Here is a 21,003-nt window from a genome sequence, read left to right on the forward strand (position 1 = left end):
GTCAGGAGCTTCAACGGAGAGAGCGCGGTCCACTCAGCCGCGGCCGTAGGGGCCCCGGTGCACGGGGACCCAGACCCACTCCTGCACCGACTGGTAGTAGCCCGCCACCCAGCGCTGCTCATAGTGACCGCCCTCGCACTTCGTCACGTTGCGGCGCGGCCGGTACCTGCAGTTCTGCTCGACCCAGACCTGCTCATAGCGGCCCGGCACGAACTCGCGGACCGTCTGGAGCTCGTAGCGGCCCGACTGACGCGGCCAATTCGAGCGCGGAGGCTGGGCCGGAGGAGGCGTCGGCGCCGGGTGGTAGCAGCCCCCGGTGTGGATGTGCTGCCCGCCGTGGGAGGCCTGGCCCACCGGCGAGGCGTCATGCCGGCCCCAGGAGTCATCGGCCCGCGCGGCCACCGGAGCCAGGAACATCGCGGAGAGAGCCAGGGTGAAGAGTCCGTGCCGGAGCATCATCGTCTTATCCTCCAATCGTTCTTGCTCCTTCAGACGGCTGCCCCCCGGATTGATTCAATCCGGGCCCGCGCCACCGGGAGACACCGTGTCGCGAAGACCAGGGGGCCGCCTGACAAGCTGGCAGCCTCGCCGCTCCTCCTGGACCTGTTTCCGAGCGGGGCTCCCCGGGCTCGGCCCGTGCAACACTCTGCCCACGGCCGGGGAGCAGGGAGCCCTGGCCGCCGGAGCCGAGACACGATGCGAACGGGATTCCTCTTGATGGCCTGCGGCAGCGCCTGCCTGCTACTGGCGTTCGCCCAGGGCTCATCCGGGGCCTGGGCACTCGCGTGGCTCGGCGGCAGCTTCCTTGGGGTGGGCGGGGCCTACCTGGGCCGGGGAACGCGGCTGCTCGGTAAGCGGGAGGATGGCTCCCAGGCGTGGGGCCCGGTGCTGCTGCTCCTGCCCTACTTCCTCTTCACGTGGACAGTGTGGCACGTGCGGCGCGCGCTCTCCCAGGAGCGCTGCTTCCACGAGGTGGCCCCCGGACTCCTGCTGGGACGCCGCCCCTTCGCACACGAGCTGCCGCCCGAGGTCTCCCTCATCGTGGACCTGACCTCGGAGTTCGCCGAGCCGCGCGAGGTCCGCACCCGGGCGCGCTACCTCTGCAGCCCGGTGCTGGACACGTGCGCGCTGAATGAGGACTCGCTGCTGTCCGTCGTCAGCGCCGTCCTCGCGGAGCCCGGCCCGGTGTACGTCCACTGTGCGAACGGGCACGGCAGGTCCAGCACCGTTGCCGCGGCCGTCCTCCTGGCCCGCGGCCACAGCCCGGACGTGCACGGCGCCGAGCAGCACCTACGGCGCGCACGTCGCGGCGTGAAGCTCCACCCCGAGCAGCGGGAGGTGCTCGTGCGCACCGCCCCACGCCTCCGGGAGCTCGGAGCAGGACGCCCTACTTCTTCGGCTCCTCCGGCTTCTTCGCCGGCTCCGGCTTCTGCCCGCTGAGGCTGTTGTAGGCAATCGTGAGCCACTGCTCGTGCTTGAGGAAGCCTTCACCCCAGCTCTTGTACTTCTCGGGCATGCCCTCGGCCTTCACCTGCTCGAGCGTCTTGCCCGCGGCCAGCTTTCCCTTCACCAGGTCCACCGTGTCGCGCAGCATCTGCGCGAAGGTCTCCAGCTCCTGACGCCCGGAGATGGCCCCATGGCCCGGGATGATCTTCACCCCGGCGGGCAGCGTCTGCAGCACCCGCTCCACGTTGCGCAGGTAGCCCTCCAGCGAGCCGCCACTCTCCAGGTCGATGAAGGGGTACTTCTCCCCGGTGAACTGGTCGCCCATGTGCAGCACGTTGGAGTTGGTGAAGTACACCATGCTGTCTCCATCCGTGTGGCCCGTCGGCAGGTGCGTCACTTGCACCTCCTCACCGTTGAAGAAGATGGAGATGCCCTGGTCATAGGTGATGACCGGCAGGGCCTCCTTGGGCGCGGGTGGAATCTTCATCCCCAGCGCCGCGCTCTCCAGCCCGTTCATCAACCGCGTGCGCACGTGCTTGTGCGCCACGATGGTGCCGTCGCGGCCGAAGGCGGCGTTGCCCCCCGTGTGGTCGAAGTGCCAGTGCGTGTTCAAGATGAACTCGGGCGTCTTCTCCTTGCCCTTGGCCAGCTTGCCGAGCGCCGCGCGGATCTTCGGCACCAGGGGCGCGAACTGGTCATCCACGATGAGGACTCCATCCGGGCCCACGGAGACGCCGATGTTGCCGCCCGCGCCCTCGAGCATGTGCACGTTGCCCGCCACCGGAATGGACTTCACCGGCACCTTCGCGAGCGAGGCCTCGTCGAGCTGCGCGGACGCCACGTCAGGCAGGACCAACAACGCGGAGAGGAGGAGCTTCTTCATATCGAGCAGTCCATTCGATTGGAGAGGCCGCGCACCATACGCCCCGCGAACGGGGCGCTCCAGGACTCCGCGCGCTCCGGCGGCTACGGGCAGGTACCCGTCCCCTTGTCGTAGGGCGGACTGATGATGGCCCCCGCGGGAATGGCGGCGCAGCTCGTTACACCTCTCAGGAGGATGCGGCCGGCGGCACCACCACCACCGCCACCTCCGCCGCCCTGCGAGCCGCTCCCCGAGACTCCATTGCCAGGAGAAGAGCTTCCCGCCCCACCCACACCTCCCGCGCCTCCGTCATCCGCGGCACCGTGACCACCCAAGGCCTGAACTGCGCTATCCGTGGAACCATTGGCTCCGGAACTGCCCGGATAGTAGTTCGAGCCCCTGCTTCCCGCGCCTTCACCTCCTGCGCCGCCATTCGCGGTGACCCGGGCACTGGGATCGACCACGAGATCGTCGGCCTCGAGCACCAGCAATCCTCCGCTACCTCCACCTCCGCCGCCCGCCGCGCTGTTGGAGGGAGGAGAGGCGGGAGCGGGGGGACGTCCTCCCCCCTTGCCCCCGGCGCCGCTCACGGTCACCACGCCCCTCAGGGTCAGCGTACCCGCCACGGAGATCTGCAGCGCCCCGCCACCATTGCCCCCAACGCCCGCTACCGTGCCAGCAGGATTGCCACCACTGCCGCCCTGGCAACCGCCCACCAATGGAGTGAATCCGCCCGGCAGGAGGCTCCCCTTCGTGCCTCCCGTCGCGCTGCCGTCATCATTGGTGCCGCCGAGGCCACCTTCCGTCGCGAGGCCAGCGCCACCGCCACCGCTCCCATCCGCATTGCTGACGTTGCCCGAGCCACCCGCACGTCCCGAGCAAACCACCCCGCTCCCGGCCCCCATCACCGCCTCCGTATGACTCGAGTGGGCGAGAATATTGTTGTTCAACGTGGCGTTGCCGTACACCGCGAGGATGACCGGCCTCGCGCCCACCACCCGCAGGGGAGCATTCACGGTCAGGTCGCGGACCGGAACCACCACGAAGCCATCACCGGTCACCACGTGCGCGGGGGGCGTGAGGCCACACCCGGAGTTCGTCCACGACGGTGTACCCGAGGAATCGAAGGTGGTGTCGCACGAGATGTTCAGGTCATTGAAGGGGGTGGAAGCGTTGGAAGCGATGGCCACCGGGTCGAAGTTGCCCGTGACGGAATAGCTGAACTGGAACGGCTGACACGTCCCATCCGCCAGGCAGGTTCCCGCCTTCCCGCTCTCGACGCACGCCTTGCCCGCCTGTCCAGCGGCCGCCTGGAACTGGCACTTGCCGTCCATGGTACAGGCTGGGAGCGCCTCCTTGCAGATGCTCGGCGGAGGGCAGTTGAACGTGCTGACGCACCCGCCCGAGCCATTGCACGTGTCCGGCGAGGTGCAGTCCTGGCCATCACTACAGGACGCGGAGGAGGGCTTGGGAGCGTAGTTGCACACGCCCGACGCGGTGTCACAGGTGCCCGTCCCCTCGAAGCACGGGCCCGGTGACGAGTTGCACACCTTGGGCGTGCCCGCGCACGTCCCGCTGCCGTTGCACTTGTCCCCCTCGGTGCAGGGCTGGCCGTCGTCACAGGTCTCCGTGGTGTTCTTGGGGGGATATTCGCACGCACCCGTCGTGGTGTTGCACGTGCCCGCCGCATCGCGACACTGCGGCGGCGTGTTGCACGTCTTGGGCGTACCCGCGCACGTCCCGTTGCCGTTGCACCGGTCATTGATGGTGCACTGGCTTCCATCGTCGCAGGCGTCCGTGGTGGGCCGGGGGCTGTACTCGCACGCGCCCGTCGAGCTGTTGCAGGTACCCGCCGCCACATGACACTGGCCCGGCGGCGTGTTGCACGTCTTGGGCGTGCCCGTGCACACCCCGTCGCCGCTGCACGTATCGCCGGTGGTGCAGGCACTCCCGTCGTCGCAGGAAGCGCCCGTGGCGACCGTATAGACGCAGGTTCCCGTGCTGCACACCCCCGCGCTCCGGCACTGCGACTGTTCGTTGCAGGCGCTGTTGCAGCAGATGCCCGCCACGCAGAAGCCCGAGCCGCACGTCGCATCGCTCGAGCAGCCCCCACCGTTGCAGTCCAGCTTCCCGTCGCAGTTGAAGTCGGTGTTGAGGTTGTCCGACCCGTCGCACACGGCCAGGGCGCCGGGGTGCACCGCGGCCCTGCTGTCGTTGCAGTCCGTGCCCTTGATGGCGCTGTCACCCGGGACGCTGGCGGCATGGCCGTCCTTGTCCACGTCCTGGGCCAGCAGCTCGAGCGCCGCTGGTACGGAGCCCTTCTCGGGCAGCGTCACCGCCGCAGCCAGCCGGCGCGTCTCGATGGCGTCGCCGGTGCAGTCCGCCGTGGCATAGGAGGCCACCTCGACCTGCAACTGCTGGCTCCAGCTCTTCTCCCGGTACACGGCGAGGATGAGCGTCCGGTCCTCGTCCGTGGCCAGCTTGGACTGGGTGATGAGCTCGTCGCTCTTGCGCTCCGAGGCCGCCGCATCCGAGGCGGTCACTCGAAGGCACAGCGGGGTATAGCCCTGGTACTTGACCGTGAGGGCCACTGCGCTGTCCGTCGCCTTGTTCGAACAGGCGGCGAGGAGCAGCAGGCTTCCGACAATCCATGCATGACGCATGGCGACGGAGATTAGCTCAATCTTGTTACTGTTGCGGTGCCGGCTCACTCTCAGGCTGCGACTCGGGCTCCACCGTCACCGGCTGGAACACGTAGCCGTGCAGGCCCGGAGGCAGGACCACCTCCACCAGGGGGTTCTCCGCCAGCAGGTCCGGCGCCACGGGCATCTGCACGAGGCCATTCACGTCGCTCGTCAGGGAGACACGTGCGCGGCTGGTGCTCAGGAGGACCCGAGCCCCCGAGATGGGCTGATCCGTCCCCGGCTCCACCACGCGCAGCAGTACCTCCTGCTTGCCCTGGACCGCCTGGGGCTTCATCTCCGCCAGGTCGGGCGGCAGCACCTGCCGGTAGAACGGACGCAGCGCGCAGGCCGACAGCAGGCCGAGGGACAGCAGGGCAAAGCACAGCAGAGGACGCATCGGACGCATGGTGAACTCCATCCAGCCGGACAGGGGCACGAGGGAGGCGCAGCATACCGGCCAGCCCCGAGCCGCCAAGCCCTGTCACGCTCGCCTGGACGTCCGCCCCCCCGTGGAGCGACCTCCCCTGTCTCCCCCACTGGGATGACGCATCTTCAACGGCATCAGCCACCACGGCGGAGCCTTCCGCCCCCACCCACCGGGAGAGCACGCATGTCTGAATTCATTGATCCCAAGAATCCGAGGCCGAAGACTCGCCGCGAGGTGCTCGAGGACGGCCAGTGTGATCGAGGCATCCTGGGCGGCCGCGAGCTGCGCACCGCCGCCACCGAGCCCCTGCCCGACATCGAGGAGACCGGCTACCACGGGGTCGCCGTGCGCGACGTTCCCACCGAGGGCCTCCCCATCAAGAACCGGGGCTTCATCATCGGCGCCTTCACCATGACGTTCGTGGGCCTCATCACCTTCTGGATGCCGTTCCTCAACGGACTGCTGGGAGGCGTCTTCGGAGGCTTCTTCGCCAAGCGCTGGAAACGCGCATTCGTGGCGGCGGCCGTGTCCTCGGTGGCCGTGCCGGCGATCATCGCCTTCTTCTACGGCTTCGACACGCCGGACCTGCTCTATTTCATGTATGGCCTTGGCTTCTGGCGATGGACCGCGCTCCATGTCCTCGGCACGTTCCTCGGAGCGGCAGCCGGCGTGTACTCGCGCCCCCTGGCGGACCGACGGGGCCTGCGACGCGACATCACCGTGGAGTAACCCGCGGGTAGCCACCACGAGCCGCGTGACCTGGTCCTGGCACCCCACGGACTCGCTCACGCGGCGCCCGCGACTGTGCGTCCCAATTCCATGCGGGAAATCCCGTAGTCACTCCCACCCCCAGTGACAGCTTTTTTCATAACGACAGAGGGTCCTTGGCATTCCAGCCAACCCGCCTATAGTCCGAAATAGCTTGGAACCATTGAATTCGCGGGATCAGCAACGGTTGGAGGAGCTGCAGGCCCGCCTCGAGACCGTCGAGCCGGGAGTGGATGTCTTGCCGGCCGTGGTGGACACGCTGCGGGAAGCGCTGAACGCAGAGCGGGGCCTCGCCTATGGCGTGGACATCGGGCCCGAACGCTACCAGGTGAGCTATACCCATATCTCCGGCTTCCCCATGACATCGGCGGATGCTCACGCGTCCCTGGACAGCTTCGTGGGCACCCGGCGCGACCCCTGGGGGTACTTCAACCCCGCCTGCCCCCAACCCTCTCAGCGCAACCGGGAGCTCCAGTTTCAGGCTCCCAACCTGGATGCTCCGCCCATCCCCCCGCCCCAGGACGAGCGGCTCACACTCTGGAAGACGCTCGACCTCCCGGCAGAGGAGCGGGCGCGAGTGCAGGCCCAGGTGAAATCCAATGTCGGCACCTTCCTTCAGGGGTGCGGGCTGGATCGGATGATGTTCCTGCGCGTGCTCGTCTGTGACGGCCCGGCCCTGCTGGGGTGGGTGGGGGCGATGCGCACGGAGCCCTTTGAAGGGCGGGAGGTGCGCCTGCTGCGGGAGCTCATTCCCTCGCTTCAGCGCAGACTGACGCTGGACACGCGCCTGCGCGAGGCAGGCGTGTTCCACGCGGCCCTCGAGGCGGCGCTGGAGGCGCTCGGCCAGGCGGCGTACGTGGTGACGTCCACTGGACGCGTGGCCTTCGCCAACAGCATGGGGCGGGCCCGGCTCGAGAGGGACACTGGACTCGTGGCGGAAGCGCTGAAGAGGTACCTGCGGGGCGAGCCCCTGGGCGGGGAGCTCACCTTCACCCCGCTGCGCCTCTCCGGCACGCCCACGCACTACCTGGCCGTCGTTCAGGGCGAGCCCCTGCAGGCCCTCGCCCGCGTGCACGCGCTGAGCACCGGCTGGGGGCTCACCGCCCGGGAGATGGAGGTGCTCGGACGGCTCGTGCGCGGTGAGTCCAACAAGGCCATTGCCCTGCACCTCGGCTGCGCGGAGCGCACCGTGGAGGTCCACGTCACCCGCATCCTGGCCAAGGCTCAGGTGGAGAGTCGCTCGGCGCTCATTGCCAAGTGCTTCCTGGCCACCTGAGCGGGGCGGGCAACCAGGCACCGGACGACACCCGGGCGGAACACGGCGGCACCTGTTCGCGGGCGGGACTAGGATGCGCCCGTGAGCTCCCAGCGACTCCAGTCCGCCCTCGCCCGCGCCGCCGAGGCCATCCGCAGTGGCCCCCACTCCACGCCGCCCGATGGCCAGCACCGCACCCGGCGTCTCGTCATCGGAGATCCGCAGGCGGAGTTCACCCGCTTCCTCGCCATCCTCGACCGCCATGGCCTGCTCGGCCCGGAGGGATGGCTGCTGCCCGAGGTGCAGCTCATCTCGGTGGGGGACCACTTCGACTGGGGCAGGCCCACCGAGCGCGAGGAGGTGGCCTCGAGCGCGCTGAAGCTGGTGGCGTGGATGGCCGCGCACCCGGCGGACCAGGCGGTGCTGCTGCTGGGCAACCACGACCTGGGCCGAGTGGGCGAGCTCGCCGGATTCACCGACGCGCGCTTCGCCGCCGCTCAGGCGGAGGCGGACGGCATCTACCGGGGAGAGGACACCGACGAAGCCCGGGAGCGCGACTTCCTCACCCGCTACCCGGAGCTGCCCAACGTCGAGCTGGCGGCCCGGGACTTCGGCAACTTCCGCGAGGTGCAACGCGACTGGGTGGCGTACCTGCTGCGCAATGGGCGCTTCCGGGTGGCCTTCGCCGCGGCGGAGCACCTGCTCGTCTTGCACGCGGGCGTCACTCGCGAGGACCTGCACACGGTGGGGCTGCCCGAGTCCCAACAGGCCCACGCCCCCATGGTAGCGGATGCACTCGAGCGGGCGCTCGCGACCGCGGTGGCGCAATGGAAGGAGGGCCCTTTCTCCATTCCCGGACTGTACCAACCCGGCAGCGCCTCGTACGGAGAGGGTCGCGGCATCTTCTACCATCGCCCCAGCCTGCGTCCCGAGGACGCCGCCCAACGCGCCGCCACGCCCCGGCGCCGCTTCGACCCGCACCGGCTTCCGCCCGGCCTCACCCAGGTGGTGGGCCACACGCGCGACAAACGCAGCCGTGAGCTGCTCGCGCAGCCCCGCGAGGGAACCCGGGATGGCGTGCTGCGCTACCTCGTCACCGACGGCACCACCCTCCACTATCGCCACGGCGCCCCGCCTCCGGCCGGCCCCGATGAGGCGGTGCTCGTCTTCACCGACGGCGGCATGCGCGAGTCACCGTTGGAGGCCTACGAGCTCTTTGATCTTGATGCCCGCGCATCGGCACGGCCGCTCGGGAACACGCTCCAGGGAGAACAGGGATGAGGAAGACGACGCGGAGACTCGTGGGGCTGACGCTCGTGGGAGCCCTGGGGCTGGGTGGATGTGCGGGGCCTGGCCTGCGTGCGTCCACCCGGCAGGCCCGGGCCACCGAGACGCAGCTTGCGGAGCACGCCGAGGGACAAGAGGAAGCGTCCCCCGAGCAGCAGCTAGCGGAGCGGGATGCCTTCGCCCGACAAGCCATAGAGGCTTTGCGCGCCTCCGGCGAGACGCGCCCCATCCACTACGACGCCGACGGCTTTCTGCTACGGCTCGGGGACAAGGACGGGACCACGGTGTTCCTGGCCAACTTCTTCGACGAGTACCTCGCCCTGCCACCGGAGCAGCATGGGGGAGTCTTCGCCCGAATTGCCCGCGTGCGCGCCATGCCGGAGATGCCGGAGACGCTCGCCGAGGCCCGGCCGAACCTGCTGCCGGTGGTGCGCAGCCGCACCTTCTTCGAGCAGGTCCCCCTGGTGATGAAGAGCACGCCCGGCAAGGCCACGCCGGTCGCGTGGAAGCCCCTGGGGGGTTTCCTCGGCGTGGGACTGGCCTTCGACGGGCCGGACACCATGCGCTATCTCGGGCCCGGCGAGCTGACGCGCTGGGGGGTCTCCTTCGAGCAGGCGCTCGGCATGGCCGTGGAGAACCTGCGCTCGCGCAGCACCGAACCCCTCGAGCAGCTCGCCCCAGGCACCTGCAAGTCCCCCTGGCAGGACAGCTACGCGGCCTCGCGCATGTTGCTCGACGAGGTGGTGCGCCGCTGCCCGGTGAAGGGGACGCCGGTGGTGCTCGTGCCCCATCGAGACCTGCTCCTCATCACCGGCTCCGAGGATGAAGACGGACTGAATCAGCTGGCGACGCAGGCCCTGCGGGCGGTGATGGCCCCACGTGCACTGGACGGCCGCGCCATGCGGCTCGGGTCTGAAGGCTGGGTGCCCTACATGCCCGAGCGGCTCAACAACGCCTGGGCGGACTTCCGCAAGCTGGAGCTCTTCACTCGGGCACGCGACTACGACGAGCAGACGCAGCAGCTCGAGAAGCTCTACGAGGAGAAGGGCGTGGACCTCTTCGTAGCCGCGTACACCCCCTACCAGGACGAGCGCGGGCGCAGCCTCAGCTACGCCGTCTGGCTCAAGGGCGTGGACACCATCCTCCCGCGAGCAGAGGTCATCTTCTTCATGGACCCAGCACTCGGTCCGGAGGCCCCGCCGGTGGGCATCGCCCGGTGGGAGGAAGTGTCGCGGGTGGCCGGGCAGCTGCTCGCGCCGGTGGAGGGGCTGTACCCCGAGCGCTACCGGGTGAAGGGCTTCCCCACCGAGGAGCAGCTCGCCCGGTGGCAGAACGACCCGGGCGACCTGTTCGACGAGGGCGGGCCCTGAGCACGGGCCCATCCCCTCACTTCGACTTCGTGTCCGCCAGCTTCTTCTCCAGGGCGGCCACCATGCGCGGCGAGGCCTGTGCCTCGGAGAGCGTCTTCGCGTAGGCGATCGCCTCCTCCAGGGTGCTCACGGCCGCGTCCTTGTCTCCCCTGGCGAGGTGGATGTCCGCCCGCTCCGACAGGACGCGCAACCGCCGGCCCCCCTGCACCTTCGACAGGGCGCGGGTGCTCGCGGCCAGCGCATCGTCCAGGCGTCCCAGTCGCCGGTAGAGGTTGGCCAGGCGCGCGGGCGGGTTGTAGTCGTCCGGCAGATCCTTCTCACTCTGCTCGATGGCCGGCACCACCCTCATCGGGTCACCCAGCAACAGCGCGGCGCCGATGCGATGCGAGTCGAACACCGTGCGCTGCTCGGGCGTCGGGGCCCGGGCGGCCTCGCCCTCGAGGAAGGTGAGCCACTGTCCGGCGAGTGCCTTCGCACCGACCTCGTCCTTCGCCGCCTGGCGGGCCTGGACCAGCACGTCGTACACGCCCGAGCGGTCATCACCCGGCATGGCGATGTCCGGCGAGAGCGCCTCGCGGGCCTTCGCCTCCAGCGACTCCCTCAGCGCCTGGGCGTCCGCGGTGCCCTCCTCCGGCACCTGCAACGCACAGGAGAGTCCGAGAACCGTCGCATTCGCCCACGAGGCCGAGTGCGGCACCTTGGGGAGCTCCGCCAGCGCCGTCCTGGCACACGCCTCGAGACGTTTCGCCCCGTACTGGGCGGTGAGGGTGGACTCCAGCGCACGGCCACGGCGAGACCAGTCCGCGGGAGCTTCGGCCAGCGCCTGGGCGAGCACGTCCGCCGCCTCGGCTGACTTGCCCTCACCATAGAGGGCATCGCCGCGGGCCAGCAGCGCCTCGGGACCCTGGGCAGCTCCGCTGTACGCACGCTCTCCGTCCTCGAAGAGCTTCTCGAGCTGGGGCACGGTGGCGCTGCCCGCGAAGCGCACGAGGGCCTTCTCCTCCCTCGGGTCGATGATGAAGAAGGTGGGCCAGAACTCCACCGGGTACTTCTCTTGGAACAGTGCGTTACTGGGAAGATCCGTGTTGAGCTCGAGCCAGACGAACCGTCCGGCGTGCCGCGCGAGCGCTTCATCCGTGAAAACGAAGGCGCGCATCGAGCGACACGTGTGGCACCACGGCGCCCAGGTATCCACGAAGAGGGGCAATCCCCTCGACTTCGCCTCCGCCAGGGCCCGCGGGTAGTCATCCTCGATGAACGGCAAGGGGGTCCTGGCATGCGAGGCCGCGGGCTCGGACACAGCAGAGGTCCGCGCGCCGGTGCAGGCCAGCAGGCCCAGCACGAGCAGGCTGGAGAGGTGCGTTCTCATGAGCCCGGCACCCTACTCCGGGGGCGGGCAGGGGAGAAGGCAAGCTGCCTCAGCCCCGGCGGGAGTGGGATATGGTGCCCCGCGCATATGAGCGGCCGAGTCCTTCTCATCGACGACGATCCGAGCATGGTGGAGATGCTCCAGAACCGCCTCACCCGGCGCGGCTTCACCGTCACCACCCTGACGGATCCCAACGCGGCCCTGCCCCTGCTGCTGGAGCAGCCCTTCGACGTGGTGCTCACGGACCTGAACATGCAGGGGCTGAGCGGCACGGAGCTGTGCGAGCGCGTGGTGGCCAACCTGCCGGAGCTGCCGGTGGTGGTGGTGACGGCCTTCGGCAGCATGGAGACGGCCGTGGCCGCCATCCGCGCCGGCGCCTACGACTTCATCACCAAGCCGGTGGACATGGATGCACTGGCGCTGACGCTCGCCCGCGCCGTGCAGCACCACCACCTCAAGGGCGAGGTGGTGCGCCTGAAGAAGGTCGTCACCGAGTCCCAGCGCCTGGGAGGTCTACTCGGCTCCAGCCCGCCGATGCGCAAGGTGTATGACCTGCTCACCCGGGTGGCGGACTCGGACGCCACGGTGCTCGTCAACGGCGAGAGCGGCACGGGCAAGGAGCTGGTGGCCCGGGCGCTTCATGAGCGAAGCCGGCGCGCCTCGGGGCCCTTCGTGGCCGTCAACTGCGCGGCCATGCCCGAGGCCCTGCTGGAGAGTGAGCTGTTCGGCCACGCCAAGGGTGCCTTCACCGACGCCAAGGCAGCACGCTCGGGCCTCTTCGTTCAGGCCAACGGTGGCACACTCTTCCTCGACGAGGTGGGGGAGATGCCTCTGGGTCTGCAGCCCAAGCTGCTGCGCGCCCTGCAGGAGCGCGTGATGCGCCCGGTGGGCGGGGACCACGAGGTGTCCTTCGACGTGCGCCTGGTGGCCGCCACCAACCGCGACCTGGAGGGCATGGTGGAGGAGAACCGCTTCCGCGAGGACCTCTACTACCGCCTCAACGTGGTGCAGATGGAGCTGCCGCCGCTGCGCTCGCGCGGAGGGGACATCCTCCTGCTGGCCCAGCACTTCATCGAGCACTTCTCCGCCCGGGCCAACAAGCGGGTGACGGGCCTCAACGAGGCCGTGGCCGAGCGGCTGATGAGCTATAGCTGGCCCGGCAACGTGCGCGAGCTGCGCAACTGCATCGAGCGCGCGGTGGCCGTCACCGTCACCGAGCGCCTCACCGTGGAGGACCTGCCGGAGAAGATTCGCGCCTACCGCGCCTCGCACGTGGTGGTGGCCAGCGGAGACCCCTCGGAGCTCACCACGTTGGAGGAGGTCGAGCGCCGCTACATCCTCCGCGTCATGGAGGAGGTGAAGGGCAACAAGTCGCTCGCCGCGCAGATTCTGGGGCTGGACCGCAAGACGCTCTACCGCAAGCTCGACCGCATCAAGGGCTCGGGGGAGTAGCACATGGCGGGGAAGGCGGACCCCTGGGTAGGCCGGGTGGTGGCCGGGCGCTACCAGGTGACGGGGACGCTCGGCCGCGGCGGCATGGGCACGGTGTACGAGGCCGAGCAGCTCGGCCTGGAGCGCTATGTGGCCCTCAAGGTGCTGCACCCTCATGTGGCGAAGACGCCTGGTGCCATCGCCCGCTTCCAGCGTGAGGCGCAGCTCATGGCCCGGCTGAAGCACCCGGGCGCAGTGCACCTGTTCGACCACGGCGCCGACGGGGACACCCTCTACCTCGCCATGGAGCGGGTGTTCGGCGTCCCGCTGGACGAGGTGCTGGAGACGTACGGACCGCTGGAGGTGAAAACCGCGGTGGAGCTCGCCGCGCAGGTGCTGGAGGTACTGGAGGCAGCACACGACCTGGGCATGGTGCACCGCGACCTCAAGCCCTCCAATGTGATGCTGGTGGGCGAGCTCTCCGCTCCCACCGTGAAGGTGCTCGACTTCGGGCTGGCCGCGCTCGTGAACCCGGGGCAGCAGGAGCGGCTGACGGGGAGCGGCCAGGTGCTCGGCACGCCCGCGTACATGTCTCCCGAGCACTGCCGTGGTGAGCTGCCCGATGGGCGCGCCGACCTGTACTCCGTGGGGTGCCTGCTGCACGAACTGCTCGTGGGCCGGCCTCCCTTCGGGGACTCGCCCGCCGTGGAGGTGATGAGCGGCCACCTGTACCGCCCACCTCCACCCGTGCGCCAGCTCAGGCCGGAGCGAGGCATTCCCGAGGCACTGGAGGCGCTGGTGCTCGCGAGCCTCTCCAAGGCGAAGACGCAGCGCCCGGCGAGCGCGCGGGAGTTGGCCGCTCGGCTGCGCGAGGCCCTGGCTCCCCCTCCCGCACGCGGCGAGGGCAAGAAGCAGGAACGCGTACAGCCTCCGCCCGCCCCTCCTGTCGCGCCCTCGCCCGAGTTGCTCGCGAGACCCGTGGCCCTCATCGAGCCGGACGGCCCCGCCAATCCCCATGGCATCGGCACAGCGCTGTCGGTGGGCGGCTACCGGGTGGTGCCCTGCCGAGAGGACGACTCCCTGGAGGGTATGGCCGCGCTGGTAGTGGTGCCCCGGAGTGACCGGGCCCAGGAGGAAGCCCTGGCGCTGGCGAGCACCCTGGCCAGCCGGCCCCACGCTCCGCCCGTGTTGCTCTGCGGGAGCGGAGAGGACTTCTCTCTGATGTCCCGCGCCGTCGCGAGCGGCGTGTACGACTACGTGCCGCTCCCCGTGGACCCCACGGACCTGGCCCGCAAGGTGAGTCGAGCGCTGCGCTCTCGCCGCTGAGCCGGCCTCCCCTCCAGAAGTCGGCACTGTGGCGGATCGCCCCAGTCCCCAAACGCCGCACCCACCCGCAGTGGACCTCCACTGCGGCGGAATGCCACAGCCGTGCCCCTCCCCAGGCCGGCCTCCTTCCGAGAGGAAGTGCCATGGCACGGGCGTCGCAATACCGCTCCGCGACCCGCTGCAAGGGCACAGGAGAATCCCCGTGAAGCACATCGCGCTGGCCGTGCTCGTGTCCCTCACCTTCGCCTCGAACGCCCACGCTGCCCTGGAGGACGAGGCCGCCCGGGAGATCCGCCTGCTCCGGGCCCAGTCCGCGCGACTCCAGAAGCAGCTCGAGCGCGATGTGCGGCGCATGGCGAAGACGGCACCACGGCTGGACGCGGTGGGCACCTCCCAGGCCCCCACGGGCTCAGGGTCGAGCACCGACCCGAAGCAGCCCTGACGAGGCACATTCGTCCAGGGCCGACAGACCTGGCACGTCTTCCATGGGCATCCGGCCCGCCACGTGCTGTCTTCCGACCACCGGATGAACGACCTCACCCACCTGCGCACCGCCCTCGAGTCCGCCCGCGACGCCCTCCCGCCCCCCGAGCGCTTCCCCGAGGCCGCCGATGCGGACACCGCCCGCCGCCTCCTGGAGCGGCTACGGCGCGACCTGCTGCCCCGGTTGGGCGGAGCGGACGCGCCCCTGCTGCTGGTAGCCATCGCCGGGCCCAACAACGTGGGCAAGTCCACCCTCTTCAACGCGCTGGTGGGCACGACACTCTCCCCGGCCCGCCCCGAGGGAGGCCTCACCAAGCAGTGCCTCGCCGCCGCGCACCCGGACACCTGGACGGGCTCGCTCAAGGACTTCCTCACCCGCCGCTACGACATCGTCACCGTGGCCTCGGGCGAGGCCGCGCCAGTGGACCAGCCGGGGCCCGCCGGGCGCCTCTACCTCGTCCTCGCCGAGGCGGTGCCCCATGGCCTGGTGATGATGGACACACCGGACTTCGACAGCGTCTACCGCGACAACCGCGAGCGCGCCGAGGCCCTGCTCGTCACCGTGGACGTGCTCGCCTTCGTCGTCAGCCGGCAGACGTACCAGAACGCCGCGCTGGTGGACTTCCTGCGCGCCGCCGTGGGCCATGGGCGCCCCTACCTCCTCGTCTACAACGAGGCCACGCGCGAGGAGGTGGCGCGCGGGCACTTGGAGAAGCTGGCCTCGGACGTGGGCCATCCCCCCATGGCGCGCTACCTCGCCCCGCACCAGCCGGAGGTGGAGGCTGGGGAGAAGCCCCTCGCCACGAACCCGTTGGACGCGGCCCCCGCCCTCACCACGCTGCTGGGTGAGGCCGAGCACGCCCACGCACTCAAGGCTCAGGCCCTGGCCGCCTCGCTCCGGGACGCGCGCGCGGAGATGGAGCAACTGGCCCGGGCCGCGACCACCGCCGCTCATGAGCCGGAGCGGTTGCGCCAGCGGCTGCGTCACGAGCTGCTCGGAGTGGGCCGTCATGCGGCCCTCAAGGCCGTACCCGCCGACGTACTGGTGGAGGCCTTCCGCGACGAGTTGGACGCGCGCAGTGCCTTCCACCGCTACGTGCGCCTGCCCTTCCGGGGGCTGGCCACGGCCCTCACGTTCCTCTCGCGCCAGGTGCGCCGCTCCTTCACCGGCCCCGAGCCCACGCCCGCCCCGGTGGGCCAGCTCGCCGAGGACACCTTGCGCGATGGGGTGCGGCGGATGGTGGAGCTCTTCGCCCCCGAAGTGGCCGCCTGGCATGGAGATGCCCGAACGCGCGAGCTGCTCTCCGAGGCGTTCGGCCCTCCCACCCTCGCGCGCCTGGACGAGCCCCTGGGCTTCGAGGCCCTGCAGGCCCATACCGCGGACCGCGAGAGCCTCTACACCTTCTGCCGGGGGCTGGTGGGCACCGAGCTCCAGGGCGGCCTGCGCGAGGAGGTGCTGCAGACCCTCACCACGCTCGTCTATTCGGTACCCTCGGGGGCCGCCGCGGTGGTGACGGTGGCCACGGGCGGCTTCGGCCACGACGCCGTCATCTGGGCCGGCACGCTGCTGTCCACGCCCCTGCTGGAGCGCTTCGTGGATGCGCTGGGCTCGGACATCCGCGAGCGCCTCACCCTCAAGTGGGCCGAGGCCCATGGCGCCACCCTCGCCCAAGCCCTGGAACGGCGCTTCTTCGCCGAGTTGCTCGGGCACCTCGACGCCCAGGTTTCGGATTGGGCGCGCACCGCCTCTACCCTTTCCGAGACGACCTCGCGGATCTCCTCCTGAGTACCCGCCGTGTCAGACCCCTCCGGCATTCTGTGTCCAACCGCATCTCGCGGACCACACGAGGCGGGTGGGAGCACTTCGCACATGGGTTGCCCGAGGGAAGAACGGGGTTGGGCGCAGGAGGAGAAGGCGGCATGTTCCGGCCTTCGCGGGAACCAGGACAGAGCAGGGTGACTTTAAAAATAGGGTTGAAGAAATGACCTTTACAGTCCTGTTCCGACAACCTGATGCGTCGTATTCCGCCTTGCCTACACTGTAGGGTGGGTTCAGGTATGGACAAGAAACTGGCGAAGACGATTGGGGAGGCCGCCCGTACGGCCCGGCTGCGTGCGCAGCTCACCCAGGCGGATGTAGCGGAGATGGTCGACCTGGTGACCGAGGTGTACGGCCGTATCGAGCGCGGCGGCATGGTGCCGAGCGTTCCGACGCTGCTGCGGCTGTGCCGCGCGCTGAGAATATCCGCCGATGAGTTGTTGGGGCTGGCCGGGCCGGATGGTTCGCTGCGGCTCGCCGACCCACCGAGCGAGCAGGGCGAGAAGCCGGAAGTGAGGGCGGTGCTGCGCGTGCTGCGTCAGCTCGACTCCGGGCAGATCAAGCTGTTGGGCCGGCTGGCCGTGGCGCTCAAGAAGGAGTAACGGTCGCTGGAGGCCAAGTCGGGAGCCGGGGTAGAATCGCGTCCCACCTTTCAACAGTTCCCCCGGCCGTAACTTGACCGCATAAGTAGGTCGGGGGATCCTCCGGGCCCGTGTCCGTGCATCCCTTCCGAAGAATGGCCGCCCTGGCGGCGACGCTGTTGGTAGTGCTGGCCGGAGCGGCCCACGCCGAGCAGCTCCCCACGGTGGTCGTCACCGGAGATCCCGTAGCAGCGTCGCCCGCACAACCCGGTTCCGGGTTGTGCGTGGCAACGAGGGTCTCGACGGCTCCAGACATCGACTTCCCGCTGAGCAACTCCGGCTTTGCTGGAGGCGTGAACTCGTTCCTGGATAGCCAACCCGGCGCGGGCAATCCCAACGCCCCTGTCACGTCGGTGCTCCAGACGTTGTTCGATCTCTCGAACAACAACACCTCCGGGTTGAGGCTGAGTTACGGCGACTACGAGAACGTGGTGACGGGATGCCCGAGCGGCGGCTGCCACTTCTTCGGTGTGGACCCCGCCGCCGCCTTCGGCAGTCGGCTCCGCGGCTATCTGAACATCACCGCGGACATGGTGGGCCTGCCCATCCACTTCGGGTTCTACTCCGACGACGCCGTGGCGTTCGCCGTCTACGACAAGAGCAACAACCGCTACCCGGTCATCAACCGGCCGCCTCGGACCGGGTTCCCGACCTATCGCACGACCAATAGCGTCACCTTCATGAAGCCGGGTCTGTATCCCGTCGAGGTGGTCTACGCCGAGTTCGGAGAGCACGCGGCGTTGGAGTTGGCGCTCCTGGTCGGTACGTTCAGCGACTTCGAGCGGCCGGCGAATGAGGCCCCAGTCATCAAGCTGCTGGACGCGGGGTTCACCCTGGCCAGACCCTCCGCCTTCTACCAGACGGAGAGCGGGCGTCCGTCGTTCCCGGACCCTGCACAATGCGAGCAGTGCAATCGCCAGTACGCGAACACCGCTGGCAACAATGGATGCGACCCGGGCTACTACTGCAACGGCGCGGCGCTGTGCGCGCCCTGTGACTCCTCCGTCTTCTGCGGCCCCAGCTGCTCTCCGTGCGGTGCGTCCACTCCGCTGTGTCTCAACCGCAACGGCACGTTCACCTGCGTCCAGTGCTCGGACGACTCGCAGTGTCCCAACGGCCGCTGCGACACGGCCACCAACGAGTGCCGCGGCTGCAAGACCGACGCGCACTGCCCCAAGGGCGAGTTCTGCGGCGCCGACAACGAGTGCCATGAGTGCGTCACGGACGACCAATGCCCGCGCGGACAGACCTGCGCCGACAACACCTGCCAGGCCTGCTCCACCAACGACAGCTGCGCGGGCACTTCCTGCAACTGCTGCCCCGGCGGCCTCAAGTGCGCCTCTCCTTCCCCCGGCGCCTCTCCCAGCTGCGTGGAGTGCACCAGCGACACCGACTGCTCCGACGGCAAGAAGTGCGACATCGCCAACGGCCGCTGCGTGGAGCAGATCGCCGAGTGCAACACCTCGGAGCGCTGCGGCTCCCAGTGCGTCAAGTGCCCCTCGGACCGGCCCTACTGCATGGACGGCCAGGTGTGCGTCGAGTGCCGCTCGGACCTCGAGTGCGGTGACGGCAAGTTCTGCCTCAGCGGCGAGTGCGCCTCGTGCACCACGGACAAGCGCTGTGGTGAGCGCTGTGAGGCATGCCCCGGCGAGCAGCCCTTCTGCATCACGGACGGCACCACCCAGGGCAGCTCCTGCGTAGGCTGCCGCGACAACGCCGACTGCGGCCCCGGCGGCACTTGCGACCCCAACACGCGTACCTGCTCCGCCTCCACCTGCGCGGTGAGCTGCGCCGAGGGCACGGTGTGCTACGGCGACACCTGCGTCGAGTGCTTCGCTGACGCCCACTGCCCCTGCGGCGGCACCTGCGACACCGCCCTCAACACCTGCACCACCTCGTGCGTGGACAGCAACGACTGCCTCGGCGTCCAGCACTGCTCAGCCACCACCCAGCAATGTGAGCGCGGCCGTCGCAAGCCCGGCACCGAGCCCCAGGGTGGCGCCTTCTGCTGCGGCACCACCGCGGACAGCACTCCCGGCGGCCTCGCCCTCCTGCTCCTCGTCGCTGCCTTCCTCGCCCTCCGCCCGCGAGGCGCCGCGTGATGCGCTCTGCCTGCATCGCCCTCGGACTCGCGCTGGGGCTCGCCACCTCCGGCTCCGCCTCCGCCCAGGACGCACGCTTCGACGTGCAGGCCTTCCGTCCACTCGGGGCCGCCCAGGACCTGGTCGTCGTCGGCCAGTCCCGCCCCATCTCGCACCTCTCCGTCTCCGGCGGCGCCTTCCTCAACTTCGCGTTGGATCCCCTGATGCTCGTCGCTGCGGGCACCAACTCCAAGGCCCTCAGCGTGGTGGGCAATCGCCTCCAGCTCGACGTCATGGCCTCCGTGGGGCTGCTCGACTGGTTCGAGCTCGGCGTGGACATGCCCCTGGTGCTCGCCCAGGCCGGAGACAACCTGGAGGCCATCGGTACCGAGGGCTTCGTCCAATCCTTCACCCCCGGAGACCTGCGCCTCACCGGCAAGGTGGCCATCCCTGGCCTGCGCCGCACTCCCGAGGGCTCGGGGCTCGGTGGCGCGCTCACCTTCGGCATGGGTCTGCCCACCGGTCTCCAGGAGGCCTTCGCCAGCGACGGCGAGACCACCTGGACGCCCGGCCTGTTGCTCGACTACCGCTTCGAGTCGGGCATCCTGCTGGCCCTCAACGCCGGCTTGTGGCTGCGCCCGGAGCGCGAGTTCGCCGGCGTGCAGTGGGGCAACTCCGCCACTTTCGGGCTCGGTGCCGAGGTCCCCATCATCCGCGGCTGGGGTGTCACCGCCGTGGGCATGCTCTCCGGCAGCACCCCCCTGGACAAGCGCCCGGAGGATCTGCTGCAGATTCCCGCCGAGTTGCTCGTCGGCCTGCGCTGGTACAGCGGTCTCGGGCTCACCTTCACCGTCGGAGGTGGCGGCGGCTGCGGCTGCTCGCTGACGGCGCCCACCATGCGCCTCTTCACCTCCATCATCTGGGTGCCCTCCATCACCAAGGAGTACGAGGCCATCGCGCGCTTCAAGGAGCCCCCGGAGCCACCTCCTCCGCCCCCGCCGCCTGTGGACCCGGACGGAGACTCCGTCATTGGTGAGGGGGACCGCTGCCCGACTGCCGCGGGCCCCGTGGAGAACGGTGGCTGCCCCGACACGGACGAGGATCGCGATGCCGTGGTGGACCGGCTCGACCGCTGCCCCGCCAGCCCGGCCGGCCCGCGCGGCCGCGAGGGCTGCCCGCTCGCGCGCATCGAGGGCAACAAGATCATCATCCTCGACCAGGTGCACTTCGCCACGGACCAGGACGTCATCCTCCCCGAGTCCTTCCCCATCCTCGAGGAGGTGGCCGACGAGCTGCTCAAGCACCTGGAAATCCAGCGCGTGCTCGTCGAGGCCCACACGGACGCGCGTGCCAACGACGCGTACAACTACGACCTGTCGCGCCGCCGCGCCGCCAGCGTGATGAACTTCCTCCTCGACAGCGGCATCGCCGTGGAGCGCCTGTGCTCGGCGGGCCTCGGCCGCAGCCGCCCGCTGGCCGCCAACGACTCCGAGTCGAACATGGCGCTCAACCGCCGGGTCGAGTTCACCATCCTGCCGCCCTCCGCGGGTGCGCTGACGTCTCCCTGCCCGACGGATCCCGCCGCGGAGCAGGCGTTGCCCCCGGTCAAGTCGACCAAGGGCCGCAAGCAGGCTCCGGAGTACAACAAGTCCGCTGCGGAGACTCGCTGAAGACCCCACGGCGGCAGTAGGCAGTGACGCGCGGGGCGCCCTTACCGGCGCCCCGTTTCATTTCCACACGTGTCGAAGTGGATG

At 69.7% G+C, this 21,003-nt stretch carries 17 protein-coding genes; 12 read left to right on the forward strand and 5 right to left on the reverse strand.

Going from position 1 to position 21,003, the window contains the following annotated elements; all coding sequences use genetic code 11:
* Window positions 1–33 precede the first annotated feature (33 nt).
* A complete protein-coding gene (locus OV287_RS48950; RefSeq protein ID WP_267540974.1) occupies window positions 34–459 on the reverse strand; it encodes a hypothetical protein in 426 nt (141 codons plus the stop codon).
* Window positions 460–696: 237 nt separating this feature from the next.
* On the opposite strand from OV287_RS48950, the gene OV287_RS48955 reads away from it, so the two are divergent.
* The gene (locus OV287_RS48955) at window positions 697–1,440 is read left to right on the forward strand and encodes a phosphatase domain-containing protein (RefSeq protein WP_267540975.1); all 744 of its coding nucleotides are present in this window, start codon (window positions 697–699) and stop codon (window positions 1,438–1,440) included.
* Here the strand turns inward: OV287_RS48955 and OV287_RS48960 are convergent.
* The 3 genes from OV287_RS48960 to OV287_RS48970 form a co-directional block, all read right to left on the reverse strand.
* Window positions 1,388–2,329 carry an MBL fold metallo-hydrolase gene (locus tag OV287_RS48960; protein WP_267540976.1) on the reverse strand — a complete coding sequence of 314 codons (942 nt, stop codon included), beginning with the start codon at window positions 2,327–2,329 and terminating at the stop codon, window positions 1,388–1,390. The two genes, OV287_RS48955 and OV287_RS48960, sit on opposite strands and share 53 nt — an antisense overlap.
* 83 nt (window positions 2,330–2,412) lie before the next feature.
* Window positions 2,413–4,971: a putative metal-binding motif-containing protein gene (locus tag OV287_RS48965; protein ID WP_267540977.1), complete on the reverse strand. Its 2,559-nt coding sequence runs from the start codon at window positions 4,969–4,971 to the stop codon at window positions 2,413–2,415.
* Window positions 4,972–4,996: 25 nt separating this feature from the next.
* Window positions 4,997–5,398: a hypothetical protein gene (locus tag OV287_RS48970; protein ID WP_267540978.1), complete on the reverse strand. Its 402-nt coding sequence runs from the start codon at window positions 5,396–5,398 to the stop codon at window positions 4,997–4,999.
* A 204-nt stretch (window positions 5,399–5,602) separates the two neighbouring features.
* Between OV287_RS48970 and OV287_RS48975 the strand changes: the two genes are divergently transcribed.
* The 4 genes from OV287_RS48975 (at window position 5,603) to OV287_RS48990 (ending at window position 10,099) form a co-directional block, all read left to right on the forward strand.
* On the forward strand, window positions 5,603–6,148 hold the full coding sequence (locus OV287_RS48975) for a hypothetical protein (protein ID WP_267540979.1): 546 nt from the start codon (window positions 5,603–5,605) through the stop codon (window positions 6,146–6,148).
* 193 nt (window positions 6,149–6,341) lie between these two features.
* On the forward strand, window positions 6,342–7,463 hold the full coding sequence (locus OV287_RS48980; RefSeq protein WP_267540980.1) for a helix-turn-helix transcriptional regulator: 1,122 nt from the start codon (window positions 6,342–6,344) through the stop codon (window positions 7,461–7,463).
* Window positions 7,464–7,544: 81 nt separating this feature from the next.
* A complete protein-coding gene (locus OV287_RS48985; RefSeq protein ID WP_267540981.1) occupies window positions 7,545–8,723 on the forward strand; it encodes a metallophosphoesterase in 1,179 nt (392 codons plus the stop codon).
* A complete protein-coding gene (locus OV287_RS48990) occupies window positions 8,720–10,099 on the forward strand; it encodes a DUF1444 domain-containing protein (RefSeq protein WP_267540982.1) in 1,380 nt (459 codons plus the stop codon). Before OV287_RS48985 ends, OV287_RS48990 begins: the two co-directional genes overlap by 4 nt.
* A gap of 16 nt (window positions 10,100–10,115) precedes the next feature.
* On the opposite strand, the gene OV287_RS48995 is transcribed toward OV287_RS48990, so the two are convergent.
* On the reverse strand, window positions 10,116–11,468 hold the full coding sequence (locus OV287_RS48995; protein ID WP_267540983.1) for a thioredoxin family protein: 1,353 nt from the start codon (window positions 11,466–11,468) through the stop codon (window positions 10,116–10,118).
* A gap of 87 nt (window positions 11,469–11,555) precedes the next feature.
* On the opposite strand from OV287_RS48995, the gene OV287_RS49000 reads away from it, so the two are divergent.
* The 7 genes from OV287_RS49000 to traB all read left to right on the forward strand — a co-directional run bounded on the left by OV287_RS49000 (window position 11,556) and on the right by traB (window position 20,919).
* Window positions 11,556–12,920, forward strand: a complete 1,365-nt coding sequence (locus tag OV287_RS49000; RefSeq protein ID WP_267540984.1) for a sigma-54-dependent transcriptional regulator — start codon at window positions 11,556–11,558, stop codon at window positions 12,918–12,920.
* Between the two features lie 3 nt (window positions 12,921–12,923).
* Complete coding sequence (locus OV287_RS49005) at window positions 12,924–14,225, forward strand: serine/threonine-protein kinase (protein ID WP_267540985.1); 1,302 nt, start codon at window positions 12,924–12,926, stop codon at window positions 14,223–14,225.
* Window positions 14,226–14,427: 202 nt separating this feature from the next.
* Window positions 14,428–14,667, forward strand: coding sequence for a hypothetical protein (locus tag OV287_RS49010; RefSeq protein WP_267540986.1), 240 nt, complete (start codon window positions 14,428–14,430; stop codon window positions 14,665–14,667).
* Between the two features lie 84 nt (window positions 14,668–14,751).
* Window positions 14,752–16,494 (forward strand): GTPase, encoded by a 1,743-nt coding sequence (locus OV287_RS49015; protein ID WP_267542569.1) that lies wholly within the window; start codon window positions 14,752–14,754, stop codon window positions 16,492–16,494.
* Between the two features lie 272 nt (window positions 16,495–16,766).
* Entirely contained in the window at window positions 16,767–17,129 is a 363-nt protein-coding gene (locus OV287_RS49020) for a helix-turn-helix domain-containing protein (protein ID WP_043412376.1), read from the forward strand.
* A gap of 110 nt (window positions 17,130–17,239) precedes the next feature.
* Window positions 17,240–19,270, forward strand: a complete 2,031-nt coding sequence (traA, locus tag OV287_RS49025) for an outer membrane exchange protein TraA (protein ID WP_308809802.1) — start codon at window positions 17,240–17,242, stop codon at window positions 19,268–19,270.
* Window positions 19,270–20,919 carry an outer membrane exchange protein TraB gene (traB, locus tag OV287_RS49030; RefSeq protein ID WP_267542571.1) on the forward strand — a complete coding sequence of 550 codons (1,650 nt, stop codon included), beginning with the start codon at window positions 19,270–19,272 and terminating at the stop codon, window positions 20,917–20,919. The genes traA and traB overlap by 1 nt, the downstream gene beginning before the upstream one ends.
* Window positions 20,920–21,003: the final 84 nt, after the last annotated feature.

The organism is Archangium lansingense (genome assembly GCF_026626635.1).
In the GTDB taxonomy this organism is placed as follows: domain Bacteria; phylum Myxococcota; class Myxococcia; order Myxococcales; family Myxococcaceae; genus Archangium; species Archangium lansingense.